The organism is Streptomyces sp. NPDC048257 (assembly GCF_043201855.1).
In the GTDB taxonomy this organism is placed as follows: Bacteria; Actinomycetota; Actinomycetes; order Streptomycetales; family Streptomycetaceae; genus Streptomyces.
Genome location: NZ_JBICZI010000001.1, coordinates 287,896 through 312,058 on the forward strand (window position 1 = coordinate 287,896; position 24,163 = coordinate 312,058).

The window sequence follows — 24,163 nt, forward strand, 5'->3', positions numbered from 1 at the left end:
CACACGTAGCTGTGAGGGCGATACGGGGGTGTGCAGGGACTGGGCGGCTGCCAGGGCGGTCCGCGTGGCTGGGTGACGCAGACGCCACAGGCCAGTGTGGGTGGCCAGACGTTGCAGCTGGTGGGCTGCCTGCAGTGTGTTCTTGGCCTCCAGAAGTGGCGGTATGGAACCGGATCAACTCGCCAAAGTGGTCATCACCGCTCCAGCCAGAGCGCAGGGGCGGGTCCAATGTCTCTGGTGCTACATGGTGGGCGAGCGAGAGGTAGAGATCTGCGAGGGCTTTCTCGTTCAGGGTGGCCAGCTGATGTGGCTGCGTGTAGTGGGGGGCGAGTCTCTGGCCAAGCCGGTCGATGTAGGCCCGGGCGCCGGACGGTTGCATCCCCGAGTCGCCTCCGCCCTCGCCGCCACGCAGACCGGGCAGGGGCCGGCCGTCACCGCGGGACGCCGGACGGCTGAGCGGCGGCCGGGTGTCTGCGAGCGTCGCAGGGGCCAGTCCGGCCGCCTGCGGCAATCAGTCCCGCCCGACGATCCCGGCTTCCCAGGCGAGGACCGCGGCCTGGACCCGATGCTCCAGTCCAAGTCGTTGGACCAGGCGCGAGACGTGTGTCTTCACCCTGGTGATGGACAGACGGCACTCATCGGCGATCCGCTGATTGGTGTGCCCGCCACCGATGAGCGCCAGCATCTGCCGCTCCGTGTCCGTGAGGTTGCCGATCGTCTCCAGCAGATCACGGGAGCCCGCGGAAGGACGGCCTCGAGTCAGCGTCTGCATGACCTTCGAGTCGAGGACGTTGCCGCCGGCAGCCACGATCCGCACCGCGTGAGCCAGCTCGTCAGGACTGCAGTCCTGCATGACGAAGCCCGAGGCTCCGGCACGGAGCACGTCAAGAACCCTCCCGTCCGGGCCGGAGGTGGTCACCGCGAGCACCCTCGGAGGGAAGCCGAGCCCCAACAGCTGACGGGTGGCCTCGACCGCACCCTGGCCGGGAAGGGACACATCCATGATTACGACATCGGGCCGATACTCCTTGGCGGCTTTGACGGCCTGCACAGCATCAGCCGCTTCACCCACCACCACCATCGTATCGACGGCCTCCAGTACCGGCCGCAGGCCGGACCGGTCATGACTTTCGACGATCAAGACGCGACTCACGCGCTTTCCTTTCATTCCGGCGTTGCGACGCCGCTGCGAGTTGGCGCCGTGACCAGTACCCCCCGCGGCACCCGGCATACCGGGCCTGGACCGACTACAACGCCCCCGGCCCAACCGAGCTTGCTCAGCCCGGCGACCGGGTGTGACTGAACGGCCCAGCCGCAGCCGGCCCCTCTGGCCTACTGTGCCCATCAGGTTTCGATACGCCTTCGGCGCGACTCGTCCCGGGTGTCCGGGGCCGCCTGAGCTGACACTTCGGGACTGGAACGGAGTCAGTGAGGGCGAGGGGCGTACATGATCACGGCCATGCCTGCGAGGCAGACCAGGGCGCCGACAACGTCGTAGCGGTCGGTCGGTAGCCGCCGGCGACCATGCCCCAGGCGATCGATCCCGCGACGAAGATCCCGCCGTACGCGGCGAGGATGCGGCCGAAGTTGTCGTCGGACACGCCAGAAGGCCTGACCTCCGGCTGCCTCACACAGCCGGACACGGCATTGCAGCGGCCCGGACCGTGCGGTGCGCCAGGAAAGACGTGACGTGCCCACGCGTACGGCGTTGGGCCTGGCATGGACGAGACACTGGACCTGCTGGACACCCTCCTCGACGGCCTCACCGAACCCCGACCGAAACTGATCAGCGCAGACGAGGCGCGGGCGTTGATGGGGCCGCTGGGGCAGCTCGATGACACCCCCAGAGCAAGGACATCCGCCGGGCCGCGGGCGAGATGCGGTTCCGGATCGGCTCCCGCCTCGTCTGCCCCCCGGCACCAAGCCGTGCTCGTCTAGGGCGCAGCCTCGTCTCAAAGACGCAGGTGGTCGGTCTGCTCCGCGAAATCCGTGTCTGATCTACGCCGGTCGTAGACCGTCTCCGGCCGGATCCCCGCGGCGAGGGCCGCCTGGCGGAGCACGCCATGAGCGGCGAGGTGCTGGTAGAAGGCGCTCCACTGCGCGTCAGCGGCAGCGGCAGCGGCAGCGGCAGCGGCAGCGGCAGCGGCAGCGGCACCAGGTTCCGGGGTGCTTCGGATGGCCGTGGCCTGGTCCATGGCTTCGGCGAAGTCGGGATCGCGGCGGCGGCGCTGGTAGACCGTCGTGCTGATGATGCCGACCGCGGCCGCGGCCTTGGTCGTGGCCATCCCGGCCCGCAGATACCCGAGGAACTGCCGGCGCCGCTCCGGCGTGAACCGGGAGGGACGGCGCTCCGCCCGCCGCACGGTCGCGGCGGCTACTGCGTCGCATGCGGCGGCGAACGCCGGCTGCTCGCTGCGCCACGTGTTGGCCTGCCCCGAGCCGTCGAACAGGATCTGGGACGCCAGACTGGGAGACGCGCCCAGGGCCAGCAGGCGCAGGTACTCTGCGCGGCCGACGATGCCCACCGCTTCGGCGCTCTCCGGGTCTGCGCCGGCCGGCACGAGCGCCGGCCAACTTGTCGGGCATGAGCGCACCGTAGGACCGCAGCGCGGTGCCGGCGCTGCCGACACACCAGTTCGCGGGCAGGCCCTGGCTCTCGGGGGGGCGTCAGGTCAGGTGTGGAGGCGGTTGTTGGCGCCGTCTCGGTCCTCGGTGCTCTCGTCGTTGAACCAGTAGTCGCCCGCCGCCAGGTAGCGGAAGAACTGGGTCGTCTCGGCGGGCAGAGCGACCGTGACCGCCCGCTTACCGTCCTTGCGCGGCTGGAGCGTGTGGATGCCGGGCTGCCAGTCGTTGAAGTCCCCCACCACGCTTACCGGCCCCGGCGGATCCTCCCGAGGCAGGACGAACGTGACCTCGATACCGTCCTTGCGCGACCTGCGCTCCAACATGAAGGGCTCCATTCGACGGGGCACAACGGGAACCCCATAGTCAACCGCCCCCATGCCCGCCGCGCCCCGGTGCAGCCGCATGCGTGAGCTTGTCACCCGCCTGGCACATCCCTCTCCCCGTGCCGGGCGCGCAGCGCGGGTCCCGGCCTGTCAGGGTGGCAGGGCGATGAGAAGGTCCCCACGCGCGGGATCCGGCCGGTTGAAGCGGCCCCGTCCGGGTCCCGCCACGGACCCGGACGGCGCCACGGACACCCCGCACGCCCTGGCCGTCCCTCTACAGTGCGGCTGTGGATGATCACGAGACGGAGCTCCTGGACCCGGTGCGCACCGCTCTGCGCGAAGCGGGGTTCGACCCGGGCGCTGTGGGCCGGGAGGGCGCGCATCTGGTGCGCCACGCCCGCGGCATGATGGTGGGCTGGATGCCCGAAGAAGTCGACGAGTTGCACGCCCGCACCAGCGGCCCGCACCCGCCGGACGCGGGCGGCACGGAGCTGGCCGGACTGCACCGCGCCACCGGTCCCGCCCTGGCCGCGGCGCTCCGTGCCGCAGGGTTCACCACGCAGACCCCGGACGACCACATCCTCGTACTGCCCCCACCACCAGCGTGAGAGCACCGCAGCCCCAGTCGCTGTGTCCTTTGCCCGGTGCTGCCGTCACAGCCCTCGAACAAGTGCACCGTCAGGCTGGCGACCGGGCAGCTCCCGGCCAGCACAACCGGCCGGGAGCTGCGTACCCGGACCAGGTCGTCCAGGAACGCCGAATCGGTGAACAGCCCCAGCGCGATGGGGTGGGTGGACCGAATCGGGTCAAGAAGCGCTGGGCCGCGCTCCCCTACCCGCCGTTGATCTGGTGCCGAAGACGTGGAGCAGACCGTTCGACTCCAGCGTGGGTGAGGAGCTGATCAGGTTCGACTGCCAGTGCCGTGACGTCGTGTCCGCCCGTGGCGGATCTGCCGGGGGCAGAGGAACGGCGTTCGGGGGGTTCCCGAGGTCAAGAGTGGAGTCGACGGCATCCCGCCTCGACAAGGAGAAGAGATGACTCCCCTCACCATGCTCGCGCCCCGCGCGGAGGAGGGCGACACACCGCCCGGCCACTTCGACGACCACCTCGCGGCAAGGCTGCTCGACCAGCGGATCGTCCTCCTCGGCACCCAGGTCGACGAGGTGTCGGCCAACCGGGTGTGCGCGCAGCTCCTGCTGCTGTCGGCGCAGGACCCGCGCTCCGACATCAGCCTGTACGTCAACAGCCCCGGCGGGTCGGTCACCGCGGGTCTCGCCATCTACGACACGATGCGGCTCATCCCGAACGACGTCTCGACGCTGGCGATGGGCTTCGCCGCCAGCATGGGCCAGTTCCTGCTCACCGTGGGGACGCCCGGCAAGCGGTTCGCGCTGCCGAACGCGCGGATCATGATGCACCAGCCCTCGGCGGGCATCGGCGGCACCGCCGCGGACATCGAGATCCAGGCGGAGAACCTCCAGTTCACCAAGAAGGCCGTCGAGCGGATCACCGCCCAGCACACCGGGCAGAGCGAGGAGACGATCGCGCGGGACGGCGACCGGGACCGCTGGTTCACGGCCGAACAGGCCAGGGAGTACGGGATGGTGGACCAGGTGGTGGAGTCGCTCGCCGACATCCGCCCGGCCACGCCGCGCCGACGGACGGGGCTGTGACATGGGGTCGTACACGGTTCCCTACGTGATCGAGCGGACCGCGCAGGGCGAGCGGTCCTACGACGTCTTCAGCCGGCTGCTGAACGAGCGGATCATCTTCCTCGGCACCGAGATCGACGACGGGGTCGCCAACGTGGTCATAGCGCAGCTCCTGCACCTGGAGTCGGCGAGCCCGGAGCAGGAGATCTCGATCTACCTCAACTCGCCCGGCGGATCGTTCACTTCGCTGATGGCGATCTACGACACGATGACGTTCGTGCAGGCGCCGATCTCCACCTTCTGCGTCGGTCAGGCGGCGTCGACGGCGGCGGTGCTGCTGGCGGGCGGAGATCCCGGGCGACGGTTCGTGCTCCGGCACGCGCGGGTGCTGCTCGGCCAGCCGGCCAGCGGCGGCCGGCAGGGGACGGTCTCCGACCTCAGCCTCGCGGCCAAGGAGATGGTCCGTATCCGCTCGCAGGTGGAGGAGGTCCTGTCCCGGCACACGCACCACGACGTGGCGACGCTGCGCGCGGACATGGACCGGGAGAAGGTGTTCACCGCCGAGGAGGCCGTGGCCTACGGGCTCGCCGACGAGGTGCTGAGCCAACGGTTCGCGTTCGTCTGAGCCCGCGCGGCCGTGGCCGGGGGCCGGCGAGCCGGCCGGTACGGCGGGGGCGCGCCCCGTCGTACCGGCCGTCGGCCCGGTCCGGTCCGGTCAGGCGGCGAGGCAGAAGCCGTCGTACTGCGCCGTGGGTGACGTGCGGCCCCGGACCCCCCGGCTCCGGGCGTGCCGGGCCAGCTCGTCACCAGCGAGCAGGAGCAGGTCGGCGAGGCCGAGCCCGAGGGCATGGGCGGCGGCCGCGAGCACCTCGGAGGATGCCTCCTTGCGTCCGCGCTCCACCTCCGACAGGTACGGCATCGAGATCCGGGCCGCCTCCGAGACGTCCTTCAGCGTGCGCTCCTGGGCGAGCCGCTCGCGCCGCAGCACGTCGCCGACGAGGTCACGCCACAGGGGCTCCCTCGGCGCGCGTGGCTGTGGACCCCCCACGGGTCGCCGCGGGGCGCCGGCCGCCCCGCCGGAACCGGGCGACGGGGCCTTCGGGCGCAGAGAGATGACGCGGGACTCGTTCGGCGCATGAGTGCTCACCCCCTCACCCTAGGGATCCGGGGCGCGGGGGGAAGTAAGTGGCCTTCTGCCCTGGGTGAAGCCGCGCAGGTGCCCGGGGCGACGCGGGTCCAACGCTAGAGCGTGTCCGCAACGCCGGAAGGAACCGGAAGGAACCAGAAGGAACCGGAAGGAACCAGACAGCCGACCGAGCATACGGCTCCCTCCCGGCATGGTGCCGGTCAGTCCTTCTGTCGCGGACAGCACGGTCAGGGCGGCCAGAGCCGTGGAACGATCCGCCGGGGACGGTGAGGCCGACCGCGATCCACCGGCAGGCCTGCTCGTCACCGTGCCCGGCGAAGCCCGCGGCGTGCACCATCTCGGCGGCCACCTCGCTCCATTCCGCGTCCGACAGGATCCGGTCGCCGGGCTCGTTGCGGACCGAGACGTGCCGCACATGCGCTTCCGGCTTCGGCCCGCGCAGCGCTTCCACGGGGGGCCCAGAAGCAGTGCCGATCGGCCAGCGACATGCGCCCGGGGGCGCGGGCCGGGCACGGCAGATCCGGGCCCCAACCGGCGACGAGGTGGGCATCGACGTGCTCGTCGCGCTCGCCCGGACCGAAGGGATGGGCCAGCAGATCCGCGGTCGTCGAACCGGTCTCCGCCTTCTTCGGCATCACGACCGTGGGCGCCTCTCCCGCATCACCTGGACCGTCGCCTCATCCACCCGGGCCACCGCGTAGAGGGCCTCTTCCAGGACGGTGGCGGCCGACTCCGGGACGCCGGCCACAGGCGGGTCGGCAGCGGTCAGGGCGCGAAGCGCGGCGACGGTCTCCCGCCGGTGCACCCGGGCCTGGACCAACTCCCGCAGCACATCCCCGGCGTCACGGGAGACCGGCACCAGCACCCGTGCTGCGCGACCGCCATCACCTGCCGTCCCGCCCACGCCGCCGACGCCATCCCCTCCCACCCAGCGGCCAGCCGTACGACCTCCGGCTCCGCGTCGCTGAACGACAGATTCACCCGCCGTCCGCGTGGCGCGGACGCGGTCGTGGACGGGCGAAGTACGCGTCAGCTGACCCGAAGACCGACCGCCAGCGTCAGTTCGAGGACCCGGTGTGGCGATGCGAGATCCGGAAACAGCTCCCGCAGCTGCGACATCCGGTACCGGACCGTCTGGGGATGGACGAACAACGCCGCCGCCGCCTCGTCCCGCCTGCCCTGGTGCAGCAGCCACGCCCGCAACGTCTCCTCCAACCGCCGTGCGGTCGCGACAGGCAAGGTCCGCAACGGTGCGAGGGCTCGGGCACGCAGGTCTGCGAACGCGTCCGCGTCCGCGCTCAGCACCAGCTCGGGCAGGTGGTCCTCCGTGTCGCGAATGTCAGAGGAGAGGGAGCGCGCGCGTACGGCTCGTGCGTACGAGGCGGACGCACGAGTCCATGGCCGGGCCGGGCCGACCACGGCGGTGCGGTCGGTCAGCTGCCGCAAGAGATGTGATCGGTCGGCATCGGGGACGAGCAGCACACCGGTGGCGTCCGGCAGATCGTCGAGGACGAGGGTGCTCGGGTCGAGCGCGCGGTAGGCAGGCCGGGCCTGGGCGGCGGGCAGCAGGACTGCGGTCAGCGAAACCGGAGGCTGCCACGCGGCCCGTTGCACAGAGGCCAGCAGCACGTCCGGGCTCGCGCCGGCGAGGAGGTCGCGGGCCAGGTGTTCCAGGTGGCGCTCGTGGGCCCTGCCCCGGGCGGCCAGTTCGTCGGCGTGGCCCGCGGCGCTCGCGGCAGAGAGCTCGTCGATGTAGGCGAAGGTGAGCTCGGCGAACTTGGCGACCTCGGCGGCGGGCAGACCTACGGGTACGGCACCCGCTGCCAGGCATCGCCAGGCCACGCGGGCGCCGACGCGGTAGGCGCTGAGCAGGGCGTCCATCGAACGGCCGTCGCGCACCTCGCCGCGGCCCAGCTCGTAGGCTGCGTCACCGGCGTCGCCGCCTGTGGCGTTCCCGCTCGCGAGGTCCAAGTAGTGCCCCAGGGCAGTACGGACGGCTCGGCGGATGGTGGCGCCCATGCGGCCCGAAAGGGCGTTGGCGTAGGGAGGGACCTCGTCGATGATCGCCTGGACGACCTCGTCGGCGGTGGTCTTCAGCGCTGCCCGAAGTGCGGTGACCGTCGTCTCATTCAGGGCCAGTTCGCTGGCCCTCCGGATTGCATGGTTCACGGTTTTGTTCCCTACGAACAATTCAGCCGACCAGATTTACGTCCTGCGGTCAGGACTTTACGCCTTGAGGCGCAGCAAGCTGGAGTCATGACGAGTGCAGCCCTCCGCAGCGGGGCGTGGAAACTGCTGGAGATGGTCACGACGCCGCTGCTGCCGTCGGACTACCTCGACCTGGTCAGCCCGCTGCGTGCGGGCGCTGACCTGCGCGGGCGCATCGAGGCCGTGCACCCCGAGACGGGTGACGCCGCGACTGTCGTGATCAGGCCGGGACGGGGCTGGCGCGGCCACACAGCCGGTCAGTACGTGCGGATCGGGGTCGACGTCGACGGGGTGCGCCTGTGGCGTGCCTACTCCATCACCTCGCCGACAAACCGCCAGGACGGCCGCATCACGATCACCGTGAAGGCGATCCCGGACGGCAAGGTCAGCAACCACCTGGTCCGCAGGGCGAAACCGGGCACGCTGGTCCAGCTCGACCAGCCGACCGGTGACTTCGTGCTGCCGCAGGCCAAGCCCGCCAAGGTGCTCTACCTGACGGCCGGCAGCGGCATCACGCCCGTGATGGGCATGCTGCGCGACACCGAGTTCGACGACGTCGTCATGGTCCACTGCGCGTCACGGCCGCAAGACGTGATCTTCCGCAGCGAACTGCACGACCTGGTCGCGGACAAGAAGCTGCGGCTCACCGAGGTGCACACCGACACAGACGGCATGCTCGACATCGCCCGTCTCGACGAACTCGTGCCCGACTGGGCCGAGCGCGAGACCTGGGCTTGCGGGCCCGCGGGCCTGCTCGACGCCGCCGAAGAGCACTGGACCGAGCACGGCGTACAAGAGCGCCTGCACACCGAACGCTTCCGCCCCGGCATCGTCGTCGCCGGCGACGGCGACGGCGGCGGCGGCGGCGGCGGCGAGGTCACGTTCAGCGCCAGCGGCAAGACCGTCGACGCGGACGGCGCCACGCCGTTGCTGGACATCGGCGAGGAGGCCGGCGTACTCATGCCCTCCGGGTGCCGCATGGGCATCTGCTTCGGCTGCGTCACGCCGCTCAAGGCGGGCGCCGTCCGGGACCTGCGCACCGGCGAGATCACCGAGGCCGAGCCGGGCGTCCTCATCCAGACCTGCGTGTCCGCCGCGGCGGGCCCCTGCGACATCGAACGGTAGGAGCACCTTGACCGCCATCGACCCCACCGCCCACCTGACCGCGGAACAGATCGAGGAGCTTGGCCGCGAGCTGGACGCGATCCGCGACGAGGTGATCGCCGGGCGCGGCGAGAAGGACGCCGCCTACATCCGTAAGGTCATCTCGGCGCAGCGCAAGCTCGAGCTGGTCAGCAGGGGCGTCCTGCTGTTCTCGATCTTCCCGCCCGCGTGGCTGATCGGCACCGCCGGTCTGTCCGTGGCGAAGATCATGGACAACATGGAGATCGGCCACAACGTCCTGCACGGCCAGTGGGACTGGATGCGAGACCCGAAGATCCACTCCACCACCTGGGACTGGGATCACGTCTCGCCGGCCGAGCAGTGGAAGCACTCGCACAACGAGCTGCACCACACGTACACCAACGTGATCGGCAAGGACAACGACCTCGGCTACGGCATCATGCGCGTCGACGAGGACCAGAAGTGGCACCCGTTCCACCTCGGCCAGCCACTGTGGAACTTCATCAACGCCTGCTTCTTCGAGTACGGCATCGCAGCGTACGACCTGGAGCTCGGCAGTAACCTGCACAAGCGCCGCCGCAAGAACCCGGAGTTCCGCGCGCGGGCCAAGGCCGTGGGCCGCAAGATCCGCAAGCAGGTGCTCAAGGACTACGTGATCCACCCGCTGCTGTCGGGCCCGTCGTTCCTCCCCACGCTCGCCGCCACGTTCACCGCGAACCTGGTCCGCAACATCTGGTCCCACTCGGTGATCATGTGCGGGCACTTCCCCGAGGGCGTACAGGTCTTCGAGCGCCGGTCGATCAAGGGCGAGACGCGCGGCCAGTGGTACCTGCGCCAGATGATGGGCTCGGCGAACATCAGCGGCAGCAGGGCCATGCACTTCATGACCGGCAACCTGTCGCACCAGATCGAGCACCACCTGTTCCCGGACCTGCCGAGCAACCGGTACGCCGAGGTCGCGGTGAAGGTGCGCGCGCTGTTCGAGAAGTACGAGCTGGAGTACGTCACCGGGCCGCTGCCCAAGCAGGTGTTCTCCGCGTGGCGCAAGGTCTTCCGGCTCTCGCTGCCGAACAAGAAGCCCAAGGTCAAAACGCCGGACCGCGAGCAGGAGCTCGTCGCGGCTTGATTCCCGGTATTGGGTCAGATTTTTCCGCCGTACCGGCGGCACCGCCGGTTTCGGTGAGATCCGTTGCGGACGGTGGGACGGTGGGCGGCCGCGACATCAGACTGTACGGCACGGGATCCGGGCAGCCCGGTGTCGGCTGCGCTGCCTGGACGTGCGCCAGGAGCTCAGCACACAGCCCCGGCGAGGTGTTGTAGTGCACTGACCTGCCGTGGTCGGGCCGGTGGTCGGGCGGCCCGTTCGTCATTCCGGCCCGGGAGGAGCCGACCGGCGGCCCGCCACTCCCGGACGAAAGCGGCGTAGATCGGCGGCAGGCCGGGGCGGAGAACCCTTTCTCCACGTTCCCGCCGTCCGCCGATGGCCGGGGCCGGGGCCGGCCGCACCCTCGTGGCCATATCCCGTTTAACGCGCAACCACCCGGCCGGTACCGCACTACGGACCAACAGATACTTTCGGAGGCTACGGCGCATCCGCGCTCTTCCCCCTGCCCGCGGCACCGCTCGGCCGGTTGGGGTGACAGGCCCAGATGGACGGTGGTGCCGGTGGCGTCCAGGACGCGGGCAACGGCGGGCCGGAGCGGGCCGCACAGATGGAAGCCGGCTCCCGCTCGGCCGCTTCGGCCTTCGCCCACAGCAGGGCGCCCAGGCCGGAGCAGTCGCAGAACGAGACCCCCCTGATGTCGATGCGCAGCAGGGCGGGACGGCTGGTGAGAGACTCGCGGACCGCGCCACGTACGGCCGGCGCGGTCGCCACGTCGAGTTCGCCGGTGAGGTGGATCAGGCCGTAGCGGCCGGCAACGACCACGGTGCGGGCGGCCCGGCGATGGGGTGGGATCACGCCCGGCTCCCGCCGGCCGGCTGACTCACGACGCATCCGCCCTCTCCTTCAGGCCGCGGCCGGTGGGTTCACCGATCCGGCGGTGCGGCGTCACTCGGCGTTGGTGCGCTGGGCTTCTACGAGCTGGTCTACGAGGATGACGATCCGGCAGGCCGCCTTGACGGGCATGCCCTGGTCGACGAGCTCGCGGGCGCGGGCGGCGATGCGCAGCTGGTAGCGGGAGTAGCGGCGGTGGCCGGTCCAGACCGTACTGCTTCGCCGATGTCGCCAGACCAGGCGCAGTCACTGACCCTTAACCGAAGGGCCGGTCTCCGCGAAGCCTGTAGTGCCACCAGCCTCCCCGGCGCCGCGGATCACGGAACGCGAACGGATCGGGAAGAGTCCTGCGCCGCAACTCGCCATCGAGCACGGTCAGCAGTGCCTCGAACTCGAGGCGGGCCGGCGCGGGGAGCAGCCTCGTTGCTTGTTCCAGCATGTCCCGGGCCTCCGTCACGTCTTCGAGCCTGTCTGAGCGGCAAGGACGGACAGCGAAGCTGATCTCTAGGTGACGGCCCGGCTGGGCCAGAAACCGGCGACACCATCGCAAGGCTGTCTCGGTAGCGCCGGGCCACACCTGCTCGTTGACCGTTTCGCGCTCGATCCGATGTATCGCGGCGGACGTTCGCAGTGACAGACGGTCGATGCCGTGGGGCCGGCGCATCGCGAAGAGCTGGGGATGAGGGGGGCGCAGAACACCCGGCCGCCTACGCGGCATGGCCCTTTCGGGCAGCGGTCGTCATGCGCGGCATCCTGACATGTCGCCCGCCGCCGAACGAGATTCTCGCCCGAGGACCCGTACGTCAGAAGCCGTCCAGGGGCGTGGTATCGGGCCGCGAGGAGCCTCGAGTGGCCTGCTTCGGTGTGCTGGAGGCGACGGAGCCTCGAGCGCGGGCACAGATGTCCAGGGCAGACAGGGGCTCTGTTATGAGACGAAGGCAATTATGTCTACGGCTGCTTCACGCAAGCTTGCGAAGTGGCGATGCACGCGGTCGACTGCCACGGGTGCGTTGACCCCCCATACCGTCATTCCCGCGCTCAGCCCCGATTGGACGCCGGAAGGGGCGTCTTCGATGACCAGGCAGTTCCGCGGTTCGGCACCCAGCCGCGAGGCGGCCTGCAGATACGGCGCGGGCGAGGGCTTGCCTTCTGGGACGGCGGCCGCGTCGACAAGAATTTCGGGGACCGGCAGTCCGGTCCGGGCGAAGCGGCCGCGTACCCGGTGTTCGTAGTTCGAGGTCACCAGAGCCCAGGAGCCCCTCGGCAGAGCGCCCAGCAGTTCCGCAGCGCCATCGAAAGCCACGTAGATCCCGGATCGGACGTCTTCGTCCTCCAACTCGTGCAAAGCCGCCAGGCACTCCGCCGGGTCGCAGTGGGGAGCGACGCGGGCGAAGGTCTCCAGAGGTCTCGTCCGCAGCGCCGTCCGGTAGACCTCCTCCGGGTCCAGACCGTACTGCTTCGCCCATGTCCGCCAGACCAGGCGCTGGTTCTCCACCGCATTGATCAACGTACCGTCGACATCAAACAGGACGTACTTGGCGGGTTCCGGCCGGGGCACTTTGTTGATCACGGCTAGATCATGCCACCAGCGCTCCAGCAACAAGACGGCGGGACAGACACGCCGTGTGACAGGCCAAGGGGCGTTGCGTCGCGTTGCGTCGCGGCTGCGCCCTCGGCCGGGCCCGGGACTTGCGCGCGGGGCGGACCCCGGCCAGGACTGACTCAGCTGTTGATGTGTCGTGGGTTTTGCAGCCGGCTGGACGACTTGGATGCCGGCATTCGCCCAAGGCTGCTTGGGGCCGGCCGTGAGTGGCCCAGCAAGGCGGTTCCTGTGCGTGGCAGTCCTCGGGCCTCGGCTGGGCCGGGGGGCATCCTGCAAGCCGGGCGCGCCCAATTCGTCTCGGTGCCACGGCGCTGCGCGCGGCCCTTGGGCGATACGGATGAGCGGTACTGCCTGACGCCGTGATCAGCCGGTGGGACTCGTGGGTCGCCGGCGGCAACGGGGTCCGTGGGCGACTTCAGGACTATTCCGCTGACCTTCCCGGGCGGCGGCGGTTAGCCGTTGCGGAGCTCTGCCTGCCAGGCCGGGCTTTCGTAGTAGTGGTTGTCGTACTGCGTGGAGCTGGCCTTGATGTCGTCGATGGTGGCCTCACCCTGGAAGACGCGCTCGAGCAGGCGGTAGTAGTCGAAGCGGTCCATTCCAGGGGTGAAGGCGACCAGCAGATCGGCCGCCTCCCCCGGGGCCGGGGCGAAGGCGTGCGGCAGCTGCGGCGGGACGGTCACGAAGTCACCCTTTTCCAGGGTGACGACCTTGTCGCCGAGTAGCACCCGCAGACTGCCGTCGAGGACGAAGAACATTTCGGTCGCTTTGGTGTGGAAATGCGCGGGAGCGCCGGGAGAGCCCTTGTGCAGGGTGGCGCGGTTGGCGGTGAGTGCCCCTTGAGTGTGGTGGGCGTCAGCGAGGAGGGTGATGAGGCTGGTGGCACCGTCTTGCAGGGTTTCGGCGGAACGGGCGCGGACGATGACGGGGTTAGCGTCGGTGTGCACGGGTCTCCTCAGGTGTGGTCGGTGGTTCGGGACGGCTACGCGTAACGGGAAGAGGGGCGCAGGCCGCGGGCCTGCGTCTCCGCACGGTGCTGGCTTCTTGACCAGGACGACGCGCGGGACTTTGCGGTCGTTCGTGATCGGGCGGCGCCCAGGGACAGTGGACGGCAGGTGAGTGCTCAGGTGGAGGGGGAGGTTGCAGCTGCTTTTCAGATCCCGGCGAGGAAGGTTTGGACGGCGGCGTGGACGCCTTCGGGGTCGCGCAGCTGGAGGAAGTGGTCGGCGTCCAAGGGGGCGTATGTGGTGCGGTGTCGGCGGGTGGTCATCTCGGCGGCGTGTTCGGCGGTGAGTACCTGGCTCGAGGTGCCGTGCAGCAGCAGGGCGGGGCAGGACGTGGCGAGCCACTGCTTCCAGTGGTCGCCGTGGACGGCGGTTTCGGAAGCAACCGTGTCTTGCGGGTGGAACGGCAGCCGCCAGCCGCCTTGGGGCAGCGGGCGTAGGGCGCCTCCGAGCATGGGGGCGGCTGGGCCGAGAGCGTGGAGCAGTTCCTCACGGGTGGCGGCGGAGTAGGGGAGGGCAAGGACGAAGGCGAGGGGGCTGGCGTCCTGGGCGGGGATGAAGGCCGCGGTGTCGAGGTTGATCAGGGCGTCGACGCGCTCGGGGAGTTCGGCTGCCAGGTGGCTGGCGTTGATGGCGCCGAGGGAGTGGCCGAGGACGGTGAACCGGTCGAGGCCGAGGTGGTCGACCAGAGCGCGGAGATCGGCCACGTAGCCGGCCCGGGTGTAGCCGTCGGCCCGGTCGGAGTCGCCATGGCCACGCTGGTCGGGTGCGATGACACGCCATCCAGGGCCGAGGGCGTCAGCGAGAGCGGCGAAGGAAGCCCCCTCGGAGAGATGGCCGTGGAGGGCGAGCAGCGGGCGGCCGACGCCGCCGAAATCCAGGTAGGACAGGCTGCGTCCATCGATGTCCAGGGCGGCGCGGACAGGGCGGACGCTGCCTCGCATGGGGGCGATGCTGTTAGCGGGGACGGGGGTCATGATCGGCTCCTCTTGGCCTTGCGGTTCAACGCGCTTGGGATGTTCGGCAGTTGACCGAGTGATGGGATCGTGCGAGGGCACCGCCAGCCGGTTGACCGTCTGTTGCCCGCCCACACCAGAACCATACACATGTATATGACGAGCGTTCAATACGTTTGTATAGATGGTCGTTGGGGCGGCGGCGCCTCGTTCACGCCGGCGTGTCGCACCCAGCCCCTTGGGCCTTCGAGGAGTCCACGACTTACGCGGCGCCGGGCATGACCAGGCGTCTCGGCGGCGGCAGCCCACGGCCTACCGGGACCGGCGGGCCTGACGCCGAAGAGCGACTGCCATAGGCCGCTCGCTACGGCGCTTGACTGGCCCGGCCGGCCCCGCAGGGCCTCCGGCTCGCCACGCGCCCGTACACCTCGCGCGGCGCCCCGGGCCCCGGGACGCGCCCCGAAGTTCCCTGTGGCTGTCGCCGTGACCGCCGCACCAGGTGCAGGTCACCGCGGGTCGCACTGCCGCGAGGTCGGGGTGCCGGGGGGCCGTATGGACCCAAACAGCAGCCCGTCGTTCGGGCGGCTCAGCCGTGCCAGGCCGGCCGAGGGCGCCGCACCCCCCAGGACCGCCTGCCAAAGCGCTCCCCCTGCGCGTGGAGACTTCGATGCCCGTGCGATGTCTTGAACGCGTTCAGTCCACTGTGTTCAAAAGTCCGCTCCTGAAAGCCAGGCCGCGGGTTCGGGCGAGAAGGGGGCGGCCGTGAAGGCCGAAGTGGTGACGGGCAGGGGAGCGCATGTGGGATCGGGCGCCGGGAGCCGCGAGTGGGCGCATCCATGGCAGTACGCCCTCGCCCTGTGCGCCGTCGTGGCCCCCGTGCCGCAAGTGCTCTCCTTCGGCCCGTTCGTGGACGGACCCGGCTACCTGATGATCTGCGCTGTGACGGACGCCCTCGTCGCGCTGCCCCTCTTCCTTGGCCGCCGCCGGGCCTCCTTCGTGCGCGTCGCCGTCGCCGCCGGCGCCGTACTGGTGCCGTGGTCGGTGATCGGCGCTCTCGGCGGGATGGGGGCCTTCTTCCTCTCAGTCCCGCTGCTGTGGCTCGCGGCCCTGGCCGACCCGCGCCGCAGGCCCCGCACCGCGGTCGCGCTGGCCGGGGCCGGAGTTCTCCTGGTAACGGCGATGCTGACCGTCCTCGGGTTCTGGTGGCGGGCCCTCTAGAACGCCGTTTCATTCGGCGAGACGGCAGCGGCAGATGAAGGCGGCGGCTGTGCCGACGAAGGTGACGAAGGTGACGAAGTGCTCAGACGTGCGTTGCTAGCAGCGGTGGAGCCGGCTGACAACCGGTAGGAACGAGTGGTCGCATGACTAGCGGAGCAGCGACCAAAGCCCCCGTGTAGCCGCTCGCGCAGATACGGCTCGTCGAGGGGCAGACGTTCGGGCACGGGCACGGTGGCCGGCTGCTCGCTCATCCGGGACTCCTGGACTGTCGTCGCTCTCACCGAACTCGGCCTCGGCCTCGGCCTCGGGCACTCCATCACGACGCTGGAGGGAACACCTGCCAGCTAACCGCCCCCGCCTCCGCCGCATCCGCTGCCGCAGCCGTAGCCCCCGGCGCCACTGATGCCGATGCCGGAGGGCCCGCCCCGGCCGCGGTTCCGGGGGCCGGGGCGACGCCGGGGCGCGGGGCGGGTGGTTCGCTTGACCTGGAGTTCGAGCAGGACGGCCGACCCCAGGGCCTGCTCCAAAGCCGCGAGGAGCTGTCGGGCGTCGGTGTCCGGCAGCAGAACAGCCCGGCAGACGTCGGAGTCGTCCCGGATCAGGCGCAGCGTGAGGACGCGGGTGGCGGGGAGGGGGTCCGCGGCGTACGGCTCCTCGATCTCCTGCTCCAGGCGCAGGCGGTCCGGCTCCTCCATCGGCCGCCACGGACCGCTCCTCAGGCCGCGCACCAGGCGCACCCGAGGGGGATCGCCGAGGGCGGAGAACCTGATCCGGTGCACCCGAAAGCAGGCAACGGCCAGTGCGCCCGCGAAGCCCGCCGCGACGGCTGCGGACACCATCCAGAGGGCCACCACGCCCACCGTGGCCCAGCCGGCGCCGGAGAAGAGCACGATCACCGCCACCGGCAGGACGAGGGCGAGCCCGAGAAGGCCCGTACCGAGCGCGGTCAGCGCGGCGCTCCCCAGCGAGCGCGGCACGGTGAGCCAGGAGGCGCCGCCCTCCCGCAGCACCACGTCCGTCGTCCCCGACTCGCCCCGCTCCACGCTGCCGGGCGTTCCCGGGCTGTGTGCCGTCATTGCCTCACGATAGAACTGACGCCGGGTGACTGACCAGATGCCGTACGTGAGAGACCGCGGGGCGGCGAGGTGGAGTCCGGCGAGGTATCTCGCACTTCTCGCCGTCCTCGTCGGCACCCGCATCCAATGAGCTGTGGCGCCCGGCGGGGAGACGGCTCGCCGGCGCAGCACCTGTAGCCGGAGGGCACCATCGGCTGTACGGCACCGTGCGGTGCCAGAGACGCTGCCGCGTGGAGTGACAGAAAGGGCCGCCGCGCCGACCAGCCGCGCCACCTCGGCAGGCCCGGACACCGACCGGTGGACATCAACGCCGAGCATCCCGGGCACTCACTCTTCGAGGGCACCCCGGATGTCCTCGCACAACCCGCCGGTACCCGCATGCGTGCCCCCGGGCGCGATCGCGGCGCTCATCTACCCATGGCACCGCCACCACCGACAACGCCGTCGGGAGGCCCGGTCAACCGGGCCGGAGCACGCAGAAGGGCCGCCACCCCTCTACGGTCGGGGCGACCCTCATCCGATCCTGCACGCCGTCCTACGCTGCTGGAGTGAACTCCACGATCGGCGCCTCGGGCATCACCACTTGGTCGGAGAACGTCAACGGCTCCGGGAGCGCCTTGGGCGGATCCCTGGACTACGCGGTGATGTATCACCGGCAACAAGGCGTGTTCTCCCGGGAGTCGGACGGGCTCCCGCTGCCAGCGGCCCTACTGAAGTCCGAGGCCGGGGACCTGTCCGTCGGCTGGGACCGTCCGCCTCTGCCCGGCGGGCCCGCCGCAGTCGGCCCAGGTCGCGGACGATCGCTCATGCCCGGCCGACATCATCCCGTACTCCCGCTGCGCCACCGACCCGGCCCGGCCACCGTCGATCGCGGACCTCCGCGCCCGGTACGGAAGGGCCAGCTGCTCGGGCAGCGGCACGGCGACGTCGCGGACGACGGACAGGTGCGCGGTTCAGTCCGCGACCGGTCCTGTGAAGTCAACGTCCGCCTCGTGCAGGGGCCGGTCGCCGACCGTCGCCCAGCCCAGCAGGTACTCGGCGGTGCTGCGCCATCCGCCCGCGCACAGCACTCAGAACGCCTCCGCGCGCGGGCTGCCACCCCGGCCGTCGAGGCCGAGCAGTCCATGCTCCACGACACGTCCGAACCGCTCCCGACGCGGAGGCGAACGGCCCACTCAAGCGGCCATGAGCGAGGTCATCAGACTTCCGTCCGGGGCGTGCTCGCGGCGGGGTTGAGAGCATAGGCAAGGATATCCGCGAAGCCTTTGAAGAACATGCTGTCGCCACCGCCGACCCACCAGAATCTCTCGGCAACCCTGCAGCGTGAATCATGAAGATACCGACGTCGAAGTCCTCGTCGATTGCCACAGGAAACATAGCAACATCCTGCGGTAATCCAACATCCCGAGGGGTTCCAATATCCCTCAAAGTATCACCGAACTTCAGGGCCTCGGCGACCCTCTCGCTAGCCGGCAGTCATGCGAACCGAACACGGAAAGATAAATATAGAAGAATTCCATACCATTTGCGACCATGAGGAATTCTCGATACGAGGCATCCATGGGCTGCCCGCAGATTCGCTCCAGCTCAGCCACATCAGCTTCTGCAGCTGGGGCGAAAGCGCCAGGAGCCCGATCAAGCCAGGGGGCTTCAGCACTCTCCCGGGAACGAAGCGACATAACAGCCGCAACGGCTTCATGCATTCTCATGCGAGTCCAATCTACGGTCTGGTTATTTCACATATTCCTTACGAATTCTTCGCCACCGAAGCCGGTGACATACTCAGTCGCATACGCTGCAGGGTTATCCTTCACGCCCGCATAGTAGTGGGGGTGGGCGGTGACGCTACGGGGCAACCCCGTGCGGCCGTAGTCGCACGAGGCTGCCCGGGCGCTTCAGCTGCGTTGTGCCTCAGCGAAAAGCGGCGATGCTACGGGCGACCCAGTTGTTGAAGGGGCGCGGAGCGCGACCGAGGACTCGTTCCACGTCCGAGCTGATCCGCAGTTCGGCGGGATTCGGTGCGGAGATGATGTCCAGGGTGTCGTCGGCGAGTTCCGGCGGCACGAACTGGGTCATCGCAGCCTTGGCCTCCTCGCGGGTGAGTTCGTGGAATCGCACCGGCGAGCCGAGCGCGGCGGCGATGGCTTCTGTCTGCTGACGGGGCGTGATCACCTCGGGCCCGGTCAGCTCGAAGATTCCGCCGGTGTGCCGGTCGTCCAGCAGGCAGGCCGCCGCGACCTCGGCGATGTCCGCCGGGTCGACGATCGGAACCCCGACATCGCCGAAGGGTGCGGCGACCGTCCCTTGTGTGCGGACGGACTCCGCCCACGCCAAGGCGTTGGAGGCGAAGCCGCCCGGTCGCAGGACGGCCCAGTCCAGGCCGGACTCTCTCAACGCGTCCTCCACCGCGCGCATCGCGATCCGCGACGGGCCGAGCGGCCTGGTCGCCACGCCCTGCGAAGACAGCAGGACGACTCGGCGGACCCCGCTGGCAGCAGCCAGGTCGATGATGTCGGTCGGCCTGGCTTCGGGGGCGTGCAGGTCGCCGGACAGCAGGAGGAACAGCGCCTTCGCCCCGTCCAAAGCGGGGGTGAGGCCCTGCGGCTCGGCCAAGTCAGCCGACACGTGCCGGACCCCGTCCGGCATTGCCGCCGCGTGCCGTGACACCGCCGTCACCCGCTCGCCCGCCTTGGCCAGGGCCTGCGTCAAAGGCCGGCCCACATTCCCGGTAGCCCCGGTCACCACGATCATGTTCAGCTCCTAGTCCGTTGTGCACTGCGGCAATTGACGCTAGGAGGCAGCCTTACTTTTCGTAAGGACATACCCAGAGGTAAGCTCCGGACATGAGGGAAGGTGCGCAGCTGGCGCAGGCCGAGGCGGGCCATCGGTATGAGGTGTTTCACACCGACTGCCCTGCGCGCGACGTGGTCGACCACGTGACCAGCAGGTGGGGTATCTGGGTGCTGATCTCCTTGCGGAGCACCGACCTTCGGTTTTACGAGCTGCGCGACAGCATCCAGGGCATCAGCGAGAAGATGCTCGCTCAGACACTGCGCGCACTGGTCCAGGACGATCTCGTCTGGCGGAAGGTCGAGCCGACGACGCCACCCCAAGTCACCTACGGGCTGACTGAGTTCGGCCAGGACGTCGGTGCGCCGCTGACGGACTTGTTCGACCGGATCACACAGCGGCTGGCAGCCAGCGGGGCATCCGCCACGGAGCCGCTGAGCGCAACAGGTAAAGCGAAGCAGCTGACCACCCCAGGCCCTCAACAGCTTCATCATCTCGACGACGAACACTGAGCCTCCGCCAACTTGAAGGCGCAGGTCAAAGGGCTGGTATGACCGGCTCTCGAAGTGCTCGTGCTGGTCGTGGGCGGGAGCCCGCGGAGAAGATCGTCTGTCAGCATGGTTGGGCCGAAGAGAAGGCGATGCAGCAGCGCCGGCGGATGTGCGAGCCTTCTGCTCCCCAGACGCCGACCGAGAAGACTCTGATGACCCGCGCGCGATGATGCCCTCAAACGACTCAGCCACATCGGGCGCGAGCGGGCATTCGGTAGACATGTCGGGTCCGACCGGCTCATCCAGGCAGGGCTTGACGCCCTCATTGCCGAGGTTGAGAGTCCCTTGCTCGCCATGCTGGCTGGCCTCCTCCGGAGCGAGGAACCCGAAGCGCCAGCGCTTTTCGACCAGGTACTGGAGGAGCTGGGACTTTTCTTCCATCCGCCCGCCGACCCTCGGGCCGCAAAATGGGCAATGGCCTACTGGGTCGCCGGTCAGATAGCCGACGGAACCCTGGATCCCGCCGCCGGAACCCACCTCATCTGGGCAGACGTCGCCTACGACCTCGGCTACCCCGAAGAACTGCAATCTCTCGTCTCGTGCTCTCAACCTGGACGAATGGAAGGAGAGCTGGGGAGTCTCCGTCGAGGAGCTCAACAGGGAAGCAGTCGAGGCGGCGAAGCAGTTCCTGAGCAAGAGGCCGACGCAGAAGCGGGGAGTTGACTCCCGGTCAGGGTGCAGCCCGGAACATCGCGAGTGCAACCTCAGTGACTGCCCATCAGACAATGCCTAAACCTCCGTCAAACCACCTGAAACGATGACCTATACGAGAGGCAAAGGCGAGCGGCACGGTGCGGCGGCAGGTCGCGCAGGTGCCGATCTGGTGGCCGCGGTTGCGTAAGGAGGTGCAGGCAGCTGAAGCAGCGGAGCCGACCGTGCTCCGCGATCTTGTTGCCGCATTGCTTGCACGGCCGAGGCCGCAGGTTGCTCACAGCGGTGGTTCCGTCCGACCGGCCCGACGTTCGATCCTGGGGCGCTCGCCCGCGACCGCCGCCAGGGCGGGAGTGCTTGCGGGACGCCGAGCGCGGGCCTTCTCTGGCTCCGGCGCCAGAAGGTCGTTGGGCTGGCAGCCCAGGACCTCGCAGATGACGTCGAGGTCGTCCAGGCGGACCGTGACCGGCTGCCCGGACCACAGACTGGACATCTTCCCGGCGCTGATTGTCAGGCCTGCGTCAGCGAGCATCGACTGCAGCTGTGAAGACTTCCAGATGTCGCGCTGCGCGGCGACCAGCCGCAAGTTCCACTTCATGACGGCTCCTGTCCTGGGCTATCCGGTGAACCGGGACGCGACCCGCTGGCCGGCGGAAGTCCAGGCGTCCTCGATGTGGGTCTTGTTGACGTGGACGTAGATCATCGTGGTGTTGATCCAGCGATGACCGAGCAGTTCCTGAATGGCGACGACGTTCATGCCCTGCGCGTACAGGTCCGACGCGGCGAAGTGCCGCAGTGCGTGCGGGGTGGCCCGGCCGGCCCAACGGGGAAGATGGCGCTGCACTGCCTCTGCCATCGCCCCCGGATCGCGCTGGTACTCACGCGCTTGCAGCGCCCGCCCGGGATCGCGGCGTTCGGAAGGAAACAGCGGCGCGCCAGGGTCGTCGAGGTGGTGGTCGAACTCCCACCGCGGGCCCTGGAGCCACCATTTCGAGACGTTCACGAGAGCCGTTGATGAGGGGGACCAGGCGTTCCTTCTTCTGCGCGCGGCTTCCCTTGCCGCGCAGCAGCACCTTGCCGAAGGTGCCCAGGTCCCAACGGATGTCGTTCACTTCGAGGAGGCTCAGCTCCGACACCCGGGGGCCGATGAGGCTGGCCAGACGACATGCGGTGTAGTTGCGGACCGTCGGCGCGTACTTCCGAGCTGCGTGCAGGTCGTCGCGCCACCCGGCGGAGAGCCGGTCGACGTCCGCGGCCGGCGGAGGGATCCGCACCTGCATGTTGGTGCTGCCGCGTGGACGATTGATCTCATCGACCGGGCATTGCACCAGTACGCCGATCGCGGCGTGGATGTCGGCCTGGTGGCGCACCTCCATGAATTCGAAGTACGTCGCCAAGGACTGTGCCTTGCGCACCTTCGTCAGCGTGGCCAGTCGACGCTGGTCCTGGCCGAAGAACCGGTCGAGGTCGCTGGGAGCCAGCTCCCACAGCGGCCCGCCGAACCATCCTCGCACCTCCATCAGGACGTCCACGTCGCCGGAGATGGTTTCGTCGGCGAGGCCGGCCGCCGCCCGTGCGAGCACGAACTCCGACAGCAGGTCCTGCTCGAAGTCCGCGATGTCCTGCGGGGACTGCAGCAGCGGTTTTGATCGGATCGGTGCAACGACTGCGAGCGTCATCCGGCCCCCTTCGCGAAACCCTACGAAATCTCATGCTGGTAGAAGAAGGTTCGCGATTTCCGAGGTTCTCTCACTCTTCACTCTTGGGGTGATGTGACCCTGTCTACGCAGTCCAAGGTCCGCGAGGGAGGTGCCGCCGTGGGCCGGTTGGCGGGGAAACCCAGGCGCAGATTCACATTGACGATCAGGACCTCGTCGCAGGCCCTGATCTTCCAGCGGTGCAGCGCATCCAGCGCGGGCTTGAGCTCTGCGGCGGCCGCGGGCTCCGCCCACAGCTCGTGGGCGTTCTTCAGGTTGCAGCCGGGCGCGAGGACTGCGCGGCCGGCGGCCGTCTCACGGAGGTTGGCCTCGGCAAGCTCGCTCCAGAAGCTGGTGGAGCCGCAGAGGGTGACGACCGTGGGCCGGTCGGTGGAGGTGTCGGACGCGTTGAGCAGCTGCTCGGATGTGGCGGGGGCAGCGGCCGCGATGAGGCCGGCGGCCTGAAGGTCGCGGTGGTGGTGCTCGCGGTTCATAGGCATATCCTTCGTTCTCTCGGGCCCCGACCGCCGCACGGCCCCAGGGCCGTGCGGCCGAGCGTAAGGCGAGCCCGTGACCGAAACCGACACCAACACTCCTCCCCTGCTACGCCCGCACCAGAGCGAGGCCCTGGCCCGCGCAATCGAGGAACTCACGCCCCGCTCCCCCGCCGAGCTGCCCGCGGCCGGCATGCGGACCCAGGGCATCATGGCCACGGGAAGCGGCAAGACCCTCGTGGCTGTGCGCGCTGCCGACCAGGTCGGCGGTGACCGCGTCCTGGTCCCCTCCCTGGACCTGCTTGACCAGACCGCGCGCGCCTGGCGGGACAGACGACCACGCCGACGTGTCCTTACGAAGCGATCTCTGTTCGCTTATCCCAATGACTGGCCGTGTCGTCGCGGGGCACTGGGCGGCCAATCAGTCAAAGCCACACGTACGGCATGAGCGCTGTAAAGCCACACCCAGGCCCGCCGAGCTGACCGTGCCATCGGCGGGCTGACCTGCGGTTCGTGCTCGGTGAGGACACCGAGGACGTACGCGAGGGCGTGCGGGTCCTTGGCCGGGGCACCGTGTTGCAGCGGCACGGGGACGGGTTGGGTGGCGCCGTTGCTCGCCGCGTCGCGGTAGACGGTGCCGTCGCCCTGCCGGTCCCACCAGACGGGGACGCCGTGCTCGTCGCGCACGAGGTCGCCGTGCGCGTCGGACCGGAAGGACCGCCGGTGGGGGTGGACGACGCCGCCGTCGATGCGGATGCTTTGTACGGTCGGCCGGTCCGCACGGTCCAGGGCGTCATCGATGTCCCCCACCAGCTGCATTCCCTTCCTCTCGGCACCCATACGGGCCCAGCGCGGGGCGGGGTGCCCCGGCCCGCTCCCGGCCGCTGGGCTGGCCGCCGCCGTGTGCAGGGCGGTCTCTCATCGTCCGTCGTGGTGGCAGTCTGCCTGACCGCGGTGCAGGGCCGCCGTAGAAGCTGCTCGCCTCGAGCTCCAACAGGTCGCAGGAGATGAAGTGGGTCGGCCACCGGGCGGCCAGGGCCGGGGCGCTGC

The 24,163-nt window shown here is 69.6% G+C and carries 25 protein-coding genes and 2 pseudogenes; 8 read left to right on the forward strand and 19 right to left on the reverse strand.

The features are described from left to right. Positions 1-511 precede the first annotated feature (511 nt). From ACGFZK_RS01320 to ACGFZK_RS01335, 4 genes and pseudogenes are all read right to left on the reverse strand, one after another. The gene (locus ACGFZK_RS01320; protein WP_393846753.1) at positions 512-1,153 is read right to left on the reverse strand and encodes a response regulator; all 642 of its coding nucleotides are present in this window, start codon (positions 1,151-1,153) and stop codon (positions 512-514) included. A gap of 272 nt (positions 1,154-1,425) precedes the next feature. Beyond that, positions 1,426-1,595: pseudogene (locus ACGFZK_RS01325) on the reverse strand (YnfA family protein); the annotation flags it as partial. Positions 1,596-1,952: 357 nt separating this feature from the next. After that, positions 1,953-2,561, reverse strand: a complete 609-nt coding sequence (locus ACGFZK_RS01330) for a hypothetical protein (RefSeq protein ID WP_393846754.1) — start codon at positions 2,559-2,561, stop codon at positions 1,953-1,955. Positions 2,562-2,672: 111 nt separating this feature from the next. Beyond that, complete coding sequence (locus ACGFZK_RS01335) at positions 2,673-2,948, reverse strand: hypothetical protein (protein WP_393846755.1); 276 nt, start codon at positions 2,946-2,948, stop codon at positions 2,673-2,675. A 287-nt stretch (positions 2,949-3,235) separates the two neighbouring features. Here ACGFZK_RS01335 and ACGFZK_RS01340 point away from each other — a divergent pair, with 287 nt between their 5' ends. From ACGFZK_RS01340 to ACGFZK_RS01350, 3 genes are all read left to right on the forward strand, one after another. Further along, the gene (locus ACGFZK_RS01340; RefSeq protein WP_393846756.1) at positions 3,236-3,556 is read left to right on the forward strand and encodes a hypothetical protein; all 321 of its coding nucleotides are present in this window, start codon (positions 3,236-3,238) and stop codon (positions 3,554-3,556) included. A 426-nt stretch (positions 3,557-3,982) separates the two neighbouring features. Further along, complete coding sequence (locus ACGFZK_RS01345; protein WP_393846757.1) at positions 3,983-4,621, forward strand: ClpP family protease; 639 nt, start codon at positions 3,983-3,985, stop codon at positions 4,619-4,621. A 1-nt stretch (position 4,622) separates the two neighbouring features. Further along, positions 4,623-5,225, forward strand: coding sequence for a ClpP family protease (locus ACGFZK_RS01350; RefSeq protein WP_393846758.1), 603 nt, complete (start codon positions 4,623-4,625; stop codon positions 5,223-5,225). A 90-nt stretch (positions 5,226-5,315) separates the two neighbouring features. On the opposite strand, the gene ACGFZK_RS01355 is transcribed toward ACGFZK_RS01350, so the two are convergent. The 3 genes from ACGFZK_RS01355 to ACGFZK_RS01365 form a co-directional block, all read right to left on the reverse strand. Beyond that, positions 5,316-5,747, reverse strand: coding sequence for a helix-turn-helix domain-containing protein (locus ACGFZK_RS01355; protein ID WP_393846759.1), 432 nt, complete (start codon positions 5,745-5,747; stop codon positions 5,316-5,318). A gap of 634 nt (positions 5,748-6,381) precedes the next feature. Further along, positions 6,382-6,606, reverse strand: coding sequence for a hypothetical protein (locus ACGFZK_RS01360; RefSeq protein ID WP_393846760.1), 225 nt, complete (start codon positions 6,604-6,606; stop codon positions 6,382-6,384). 170 nt (positions 6,607-6,776) lie between these two features. After that, the gene (locus ACGFZK_RS01365) at positions 6,777-7,916 is read right to left on the reverse strand and encodes a PucR family transcriptional regulator (RefSeq protein ID WP_393846761.1); all 1,140 of its coding nucleotides are present in this window, start codon (positions 7,914-7,916) and stop codon (positions 6,777-6,779) included. Positions 7,917-8,003: 87 nt separating this feature from the next. Between ACGFZK_RS01365 and ACGFZK_RS01370 the strand changes: the two genes are divergently transcribed. Beyond that, positions 8,004-9,080, forward strand: coding sequence for a ferredoxin reductase (locus ACGFZK_RS01370; RefSeq protein ID WP_393846762.1), 1,077 nt, complete (start codon positions 8,004-8,006; stop codon positions 9,078-9,080). A 7-nt stretch (positions 9,081-9,087) separates the two neighbouring features. Beyond that, a complete protein-coding gene (locus ACGFZK_RS01375; protein WP_393846763.1) occupies positions 9,088-10,206 on the forward strand; it encodes a fatty acid desaturase family protein in 1,119 nt (372 codons plus the stop codon). A 456-nt stretch (positions 10,207-10,662) separates the two neighbouring features. On the opposite strand, the gene ACGFZK_RS01380 is transcribed toward ACGFZK_RS01375, so the two are convergent. From ACGFZK_RS01380 to ACGFZK_RS01400, 5 genes and pseudogenes are all read right to left on the reverse strand, one after another. Further along, on the reverse strand, positions 10,663-11,040 hold the full coding sequence (locus ACGFZK_RS01380; RefSeq protein ID WP_393846764.1) for an STAS domain-containing protein: 378 nt from the start codon (positions 11,038-11,040) through the stop codon (positions 10,663-10,665). 90 nt (positions 11,041-11,130) lie between these two features. Further along, positions 11,131-11,277: pseudogene (locus tag ACGFZK_RS01385) on the reverse strand (MerR family transcriptional regulator); the annotation flags it as partial. A 724-nt stretch (positions 11,278-12,001) separates the two neighbouring features. Further along, positions 12,002-12,643, reverse strand: a complete 642-nt coding sequence (locus ACGFZK_RS01390) for an HAD family hydrolase (RefSeq protein WP_393847257.1) — start codon at positions 12,641-12,643, stop codon at positions 12,002-12,004. A 488-nt stretch (positions 12,644-13,131) separates the two neighbouring features. After that, a complete protein-coding gene (locus tag ACGFZK_RS01395) occupies positions 13,132-13,623 on the reverse strand; it encodes a cupin domain-containing protein (RefSeq protein ID WP_393846765.1) in 492 nt (163 codons plus the stop codon). A 206-nt stretch (positions 13,624-13,829) separates the two neighbouring features. After that, on the reverse strand, positions 13,830-14,657 hold the full coding sequence (locus ACGFZK_RS01400; RefSeq protein ID WP_393846766.1) for an alpha/beta fold hydrolase: 828 nt from the start codon (positions 14,655-14,657) through the stop codon (positions 13,830-13,832). A gap of 741 nt (positions 14,658-15,398) precedes the next feature. Between ACGFZK_RS01400 and ACGFZK_RS01405 the strand changes: the two genes are divergently transcribed. Then, complete coding sequence (locus ACGFZK_RS01405; protein WP_393846767.1) at positions 15,399-15,854, forward strand: hypothetical protein; 456 nt, start codon at positions 15,399-15,401, stop codon at positions 15,852-15,854. 344 nt (positions 15,855-16,198) lie between these two features. On the opposite strand, the gene ACGFZK_RS01410 is transcribed toward ACGFZK_RS01405, so the two are convergent. Together ACGFZK_RS01410 and ACGFZK_RS01415 are read right to left on the reverse strand one after the other, a co-directional pair. After that, positions 16,199-16,930, reverse strand: coding sequence for a hypothetical protein (locus tag ACGFZK_RS01410; protein ID WP_393846768.1), 732 nt, complete (start codon positions 16,928-16,930; stop codon positions 16,199-16,201). Between the two features lie 1,911 nt (positions 16,931-18,841). Then, positions 18,842-19,681, reverse strand: a complete 840-nt coding sequence (locus ACGFZK_RS01415; RefSeq protein WP_393846769.1) for an SDR family oxidoreductase — start codon at positions 19,679-19,681, stop codon at positions 18,842-18,844. A gap of 92 nt (positions 19,682-19,773) precedes the next feature. Between ACGFZK_RS01415 and ACGFZK_RS01420 the strand changes: the two genes are divergently transcribed. After that, on the forward strand, positions 19,774-20,232 hold the full coding sequence (locus ACGFZK_RS01420) for a winged helix-turn-helix transcriptional regulator (protein WP_393846770.1): 459 nt from the start codon (positions 19,774-19,776) through the stop codon (positions 20,230-20,232). Between the two features lie 967 nt (positions 20,233-21,199). Here ACGFZK_RS01420 and ACGFZK_RS01425 read toward each other — a convergent pair. The 4 genes from ACGFZK_RS01425 to ACGFZK_RS01440 all read right to left on the reverse strand — a co-directional run bounded on the left by ACGFZK_RS01425 (position 21,200) and on the right by ACGFZK_RS01440 (position 23,113). Next, a complete protein-coding gene (locus tag ACGFZK_RS01425; protein WP_393846771.1) occupies positions 21,200-21,520 on the reverse strand; it encodes a helix-turn-helix domain-containing protein in 321 nt (106 codons plus the stop codon). An 18-nt stretch (positions 21,521-21,538) separates the two neighbouring features. Continuing rightward, entirely contained in the window at positions 21,539-21,850 is a 312-nt protein-coding gene (locus ACGFZK_RS01430; protein ID WP_393847258.1) for a tyrosine-type recombinase/integrase, read from the reverse strand. Then, entirely contained in the window at positions 21,801-22,601 is an 801-nt protein-coding gene (locus tag ACGFZK_RS01435; protein WP_393846772.1) for a hypothetical protein, read from the reverse strand. The genes ACGFZK_RS01430 and ACGFZK_RS01435 overlap by 50 nt, the downstream gene beginning before the upstream one ends. Before the next feature lie 77 nt (positions 22,602-22,678). Next, positions 22,679-23,113, reverse strand: a complete 435-nt coding sequence (locus tag ACGFZK_RS01440; protein ID WP_393846773.1) for a hypothetical protein — start codon at positions 23,111-23,113, stop codon at positions 22,679-22,681. Positions 23,114-23,189: 76 nt separating this feature from the next. Between ACGFZK_RS01440 and ACGFZK_RS01445 the strand changes: the two genes are divergently transcribed. Then, complete coding sequence (locus ACGFZK_RS01445; RefSeq protein WP_393846774.1) at positions 23,190-23,561, forward strand: DEAD/DEAH box helicase family protein; 372 nt, start codon at positions 23,190-23,192, stop codon at positions 23,559-23,561. Here ACGFZK_RS01445 and ACGFZK_RS01450 read toward each other — a convergent pair. Next, a complete protein-coding gene (locus tag ACGFZK_RS01450; protein ID WP_393846775.1) occupies positions 23,489-23,923 on the reverse strand; it encodes a hypothetical protein in 435 nt (144 codons plus the stop codon). The two genes, ACGFZK_RS01445 and ACGFZK_RS01450, sit on opposite strands and share 73 nt — an antisense overlap. Between the last annotated feature and the right edge of the window lie 240 nt (positions 23,924-24,163).

What these genes read in the sequence shown, in the direction of transcription:
- ACGFZK_RS01335 (WP_393846755.1), bottom strand. Translation starts at nt 2,948, where the DNA reads ATGTTGGAGCGCAGGTCGCGCAAGGACGGTATCGAGGTCACGTTCGTC.
- ACGFZK_RS01345 (WP_393846757.1), top strand. Translation starts at nt 3,983, where the DNA reads ATGACTCCCCTCACCATGCTCGCGCCCCGCGCGGAGGAGGGCGACACA.
- ACGFZK_RS01350 (WP_393846758.1), top strand. Translation starts at nt 4,623, where the DNA reads ATGGGGTCGTACACGGTTCCCTACGTGATCGAGCGGACCGCGCAGGGC.
- ACGFZK_RS01370 (WP_393846762.1), top strand. Translation starts at nt 8,004, where the DNA reads ATGACGAGTGCAGCCCTCCGCAGCGGGGCGTGGAAACTGCTGGAGATG.
- ACGFZK_RS01400 (WP_393846766.1), bottom strand. Translation starts at nt 14,657, where the DNA reads ATGACCCCCGTCCCCGCTAACAGCATCGCCCCCATGCGAGGCAGCGTC.
- ACGFZK_RS01410 (WP_393846768.1), bottom strand. Translation starts at nt 16,930, where the DNA reads ATGACGGCACACAGCCCGGGAACGCCCGGCAGCGTGGAGCGGGGCGAG.
- ACGFZK_RS01415 (WP_393846769.1), bottom strand. Translation starts at nt 19,681, where the DNA reads ATGATCGTGGTGACCGGGGCTACCGGGAATGTGGGCCGGCCTTTGACG.
- ACGFZK_RS01420 (WP_393846770.1), top strand. Translation starts at nt 19,774, where the DNA reads ATGAGGGAAGGTGCGCAGCTGGCGCAGGCCGAGGCGGGCCATCGGTAT.
- ACGFZK_RS01425 (WP_393846771.1), bottom strand. Translation starts at nt 21,520, where the DNA reads ATGAAGTGGAACTTGCGGCTGGTCGCCGCGCAGCGCGACATCTGGAAG.
- ACGFZK_RS01435 (WP_393846772.1), bottom strand. Translation starts at nt 22,601, where the DNA reads ATGACGCTCGCAGTCGTTGCACCGATCCGATCAAAACCGCTGCTGCAG.
- ACGFZK_RS01440 (WP_393846773.1), bottom strand. Translation starts at nt 23,113, where the DNA reads ATGAACCGCGAGCACCACCACCGCGACCTTCAGGCCGCCGGCCTCATC.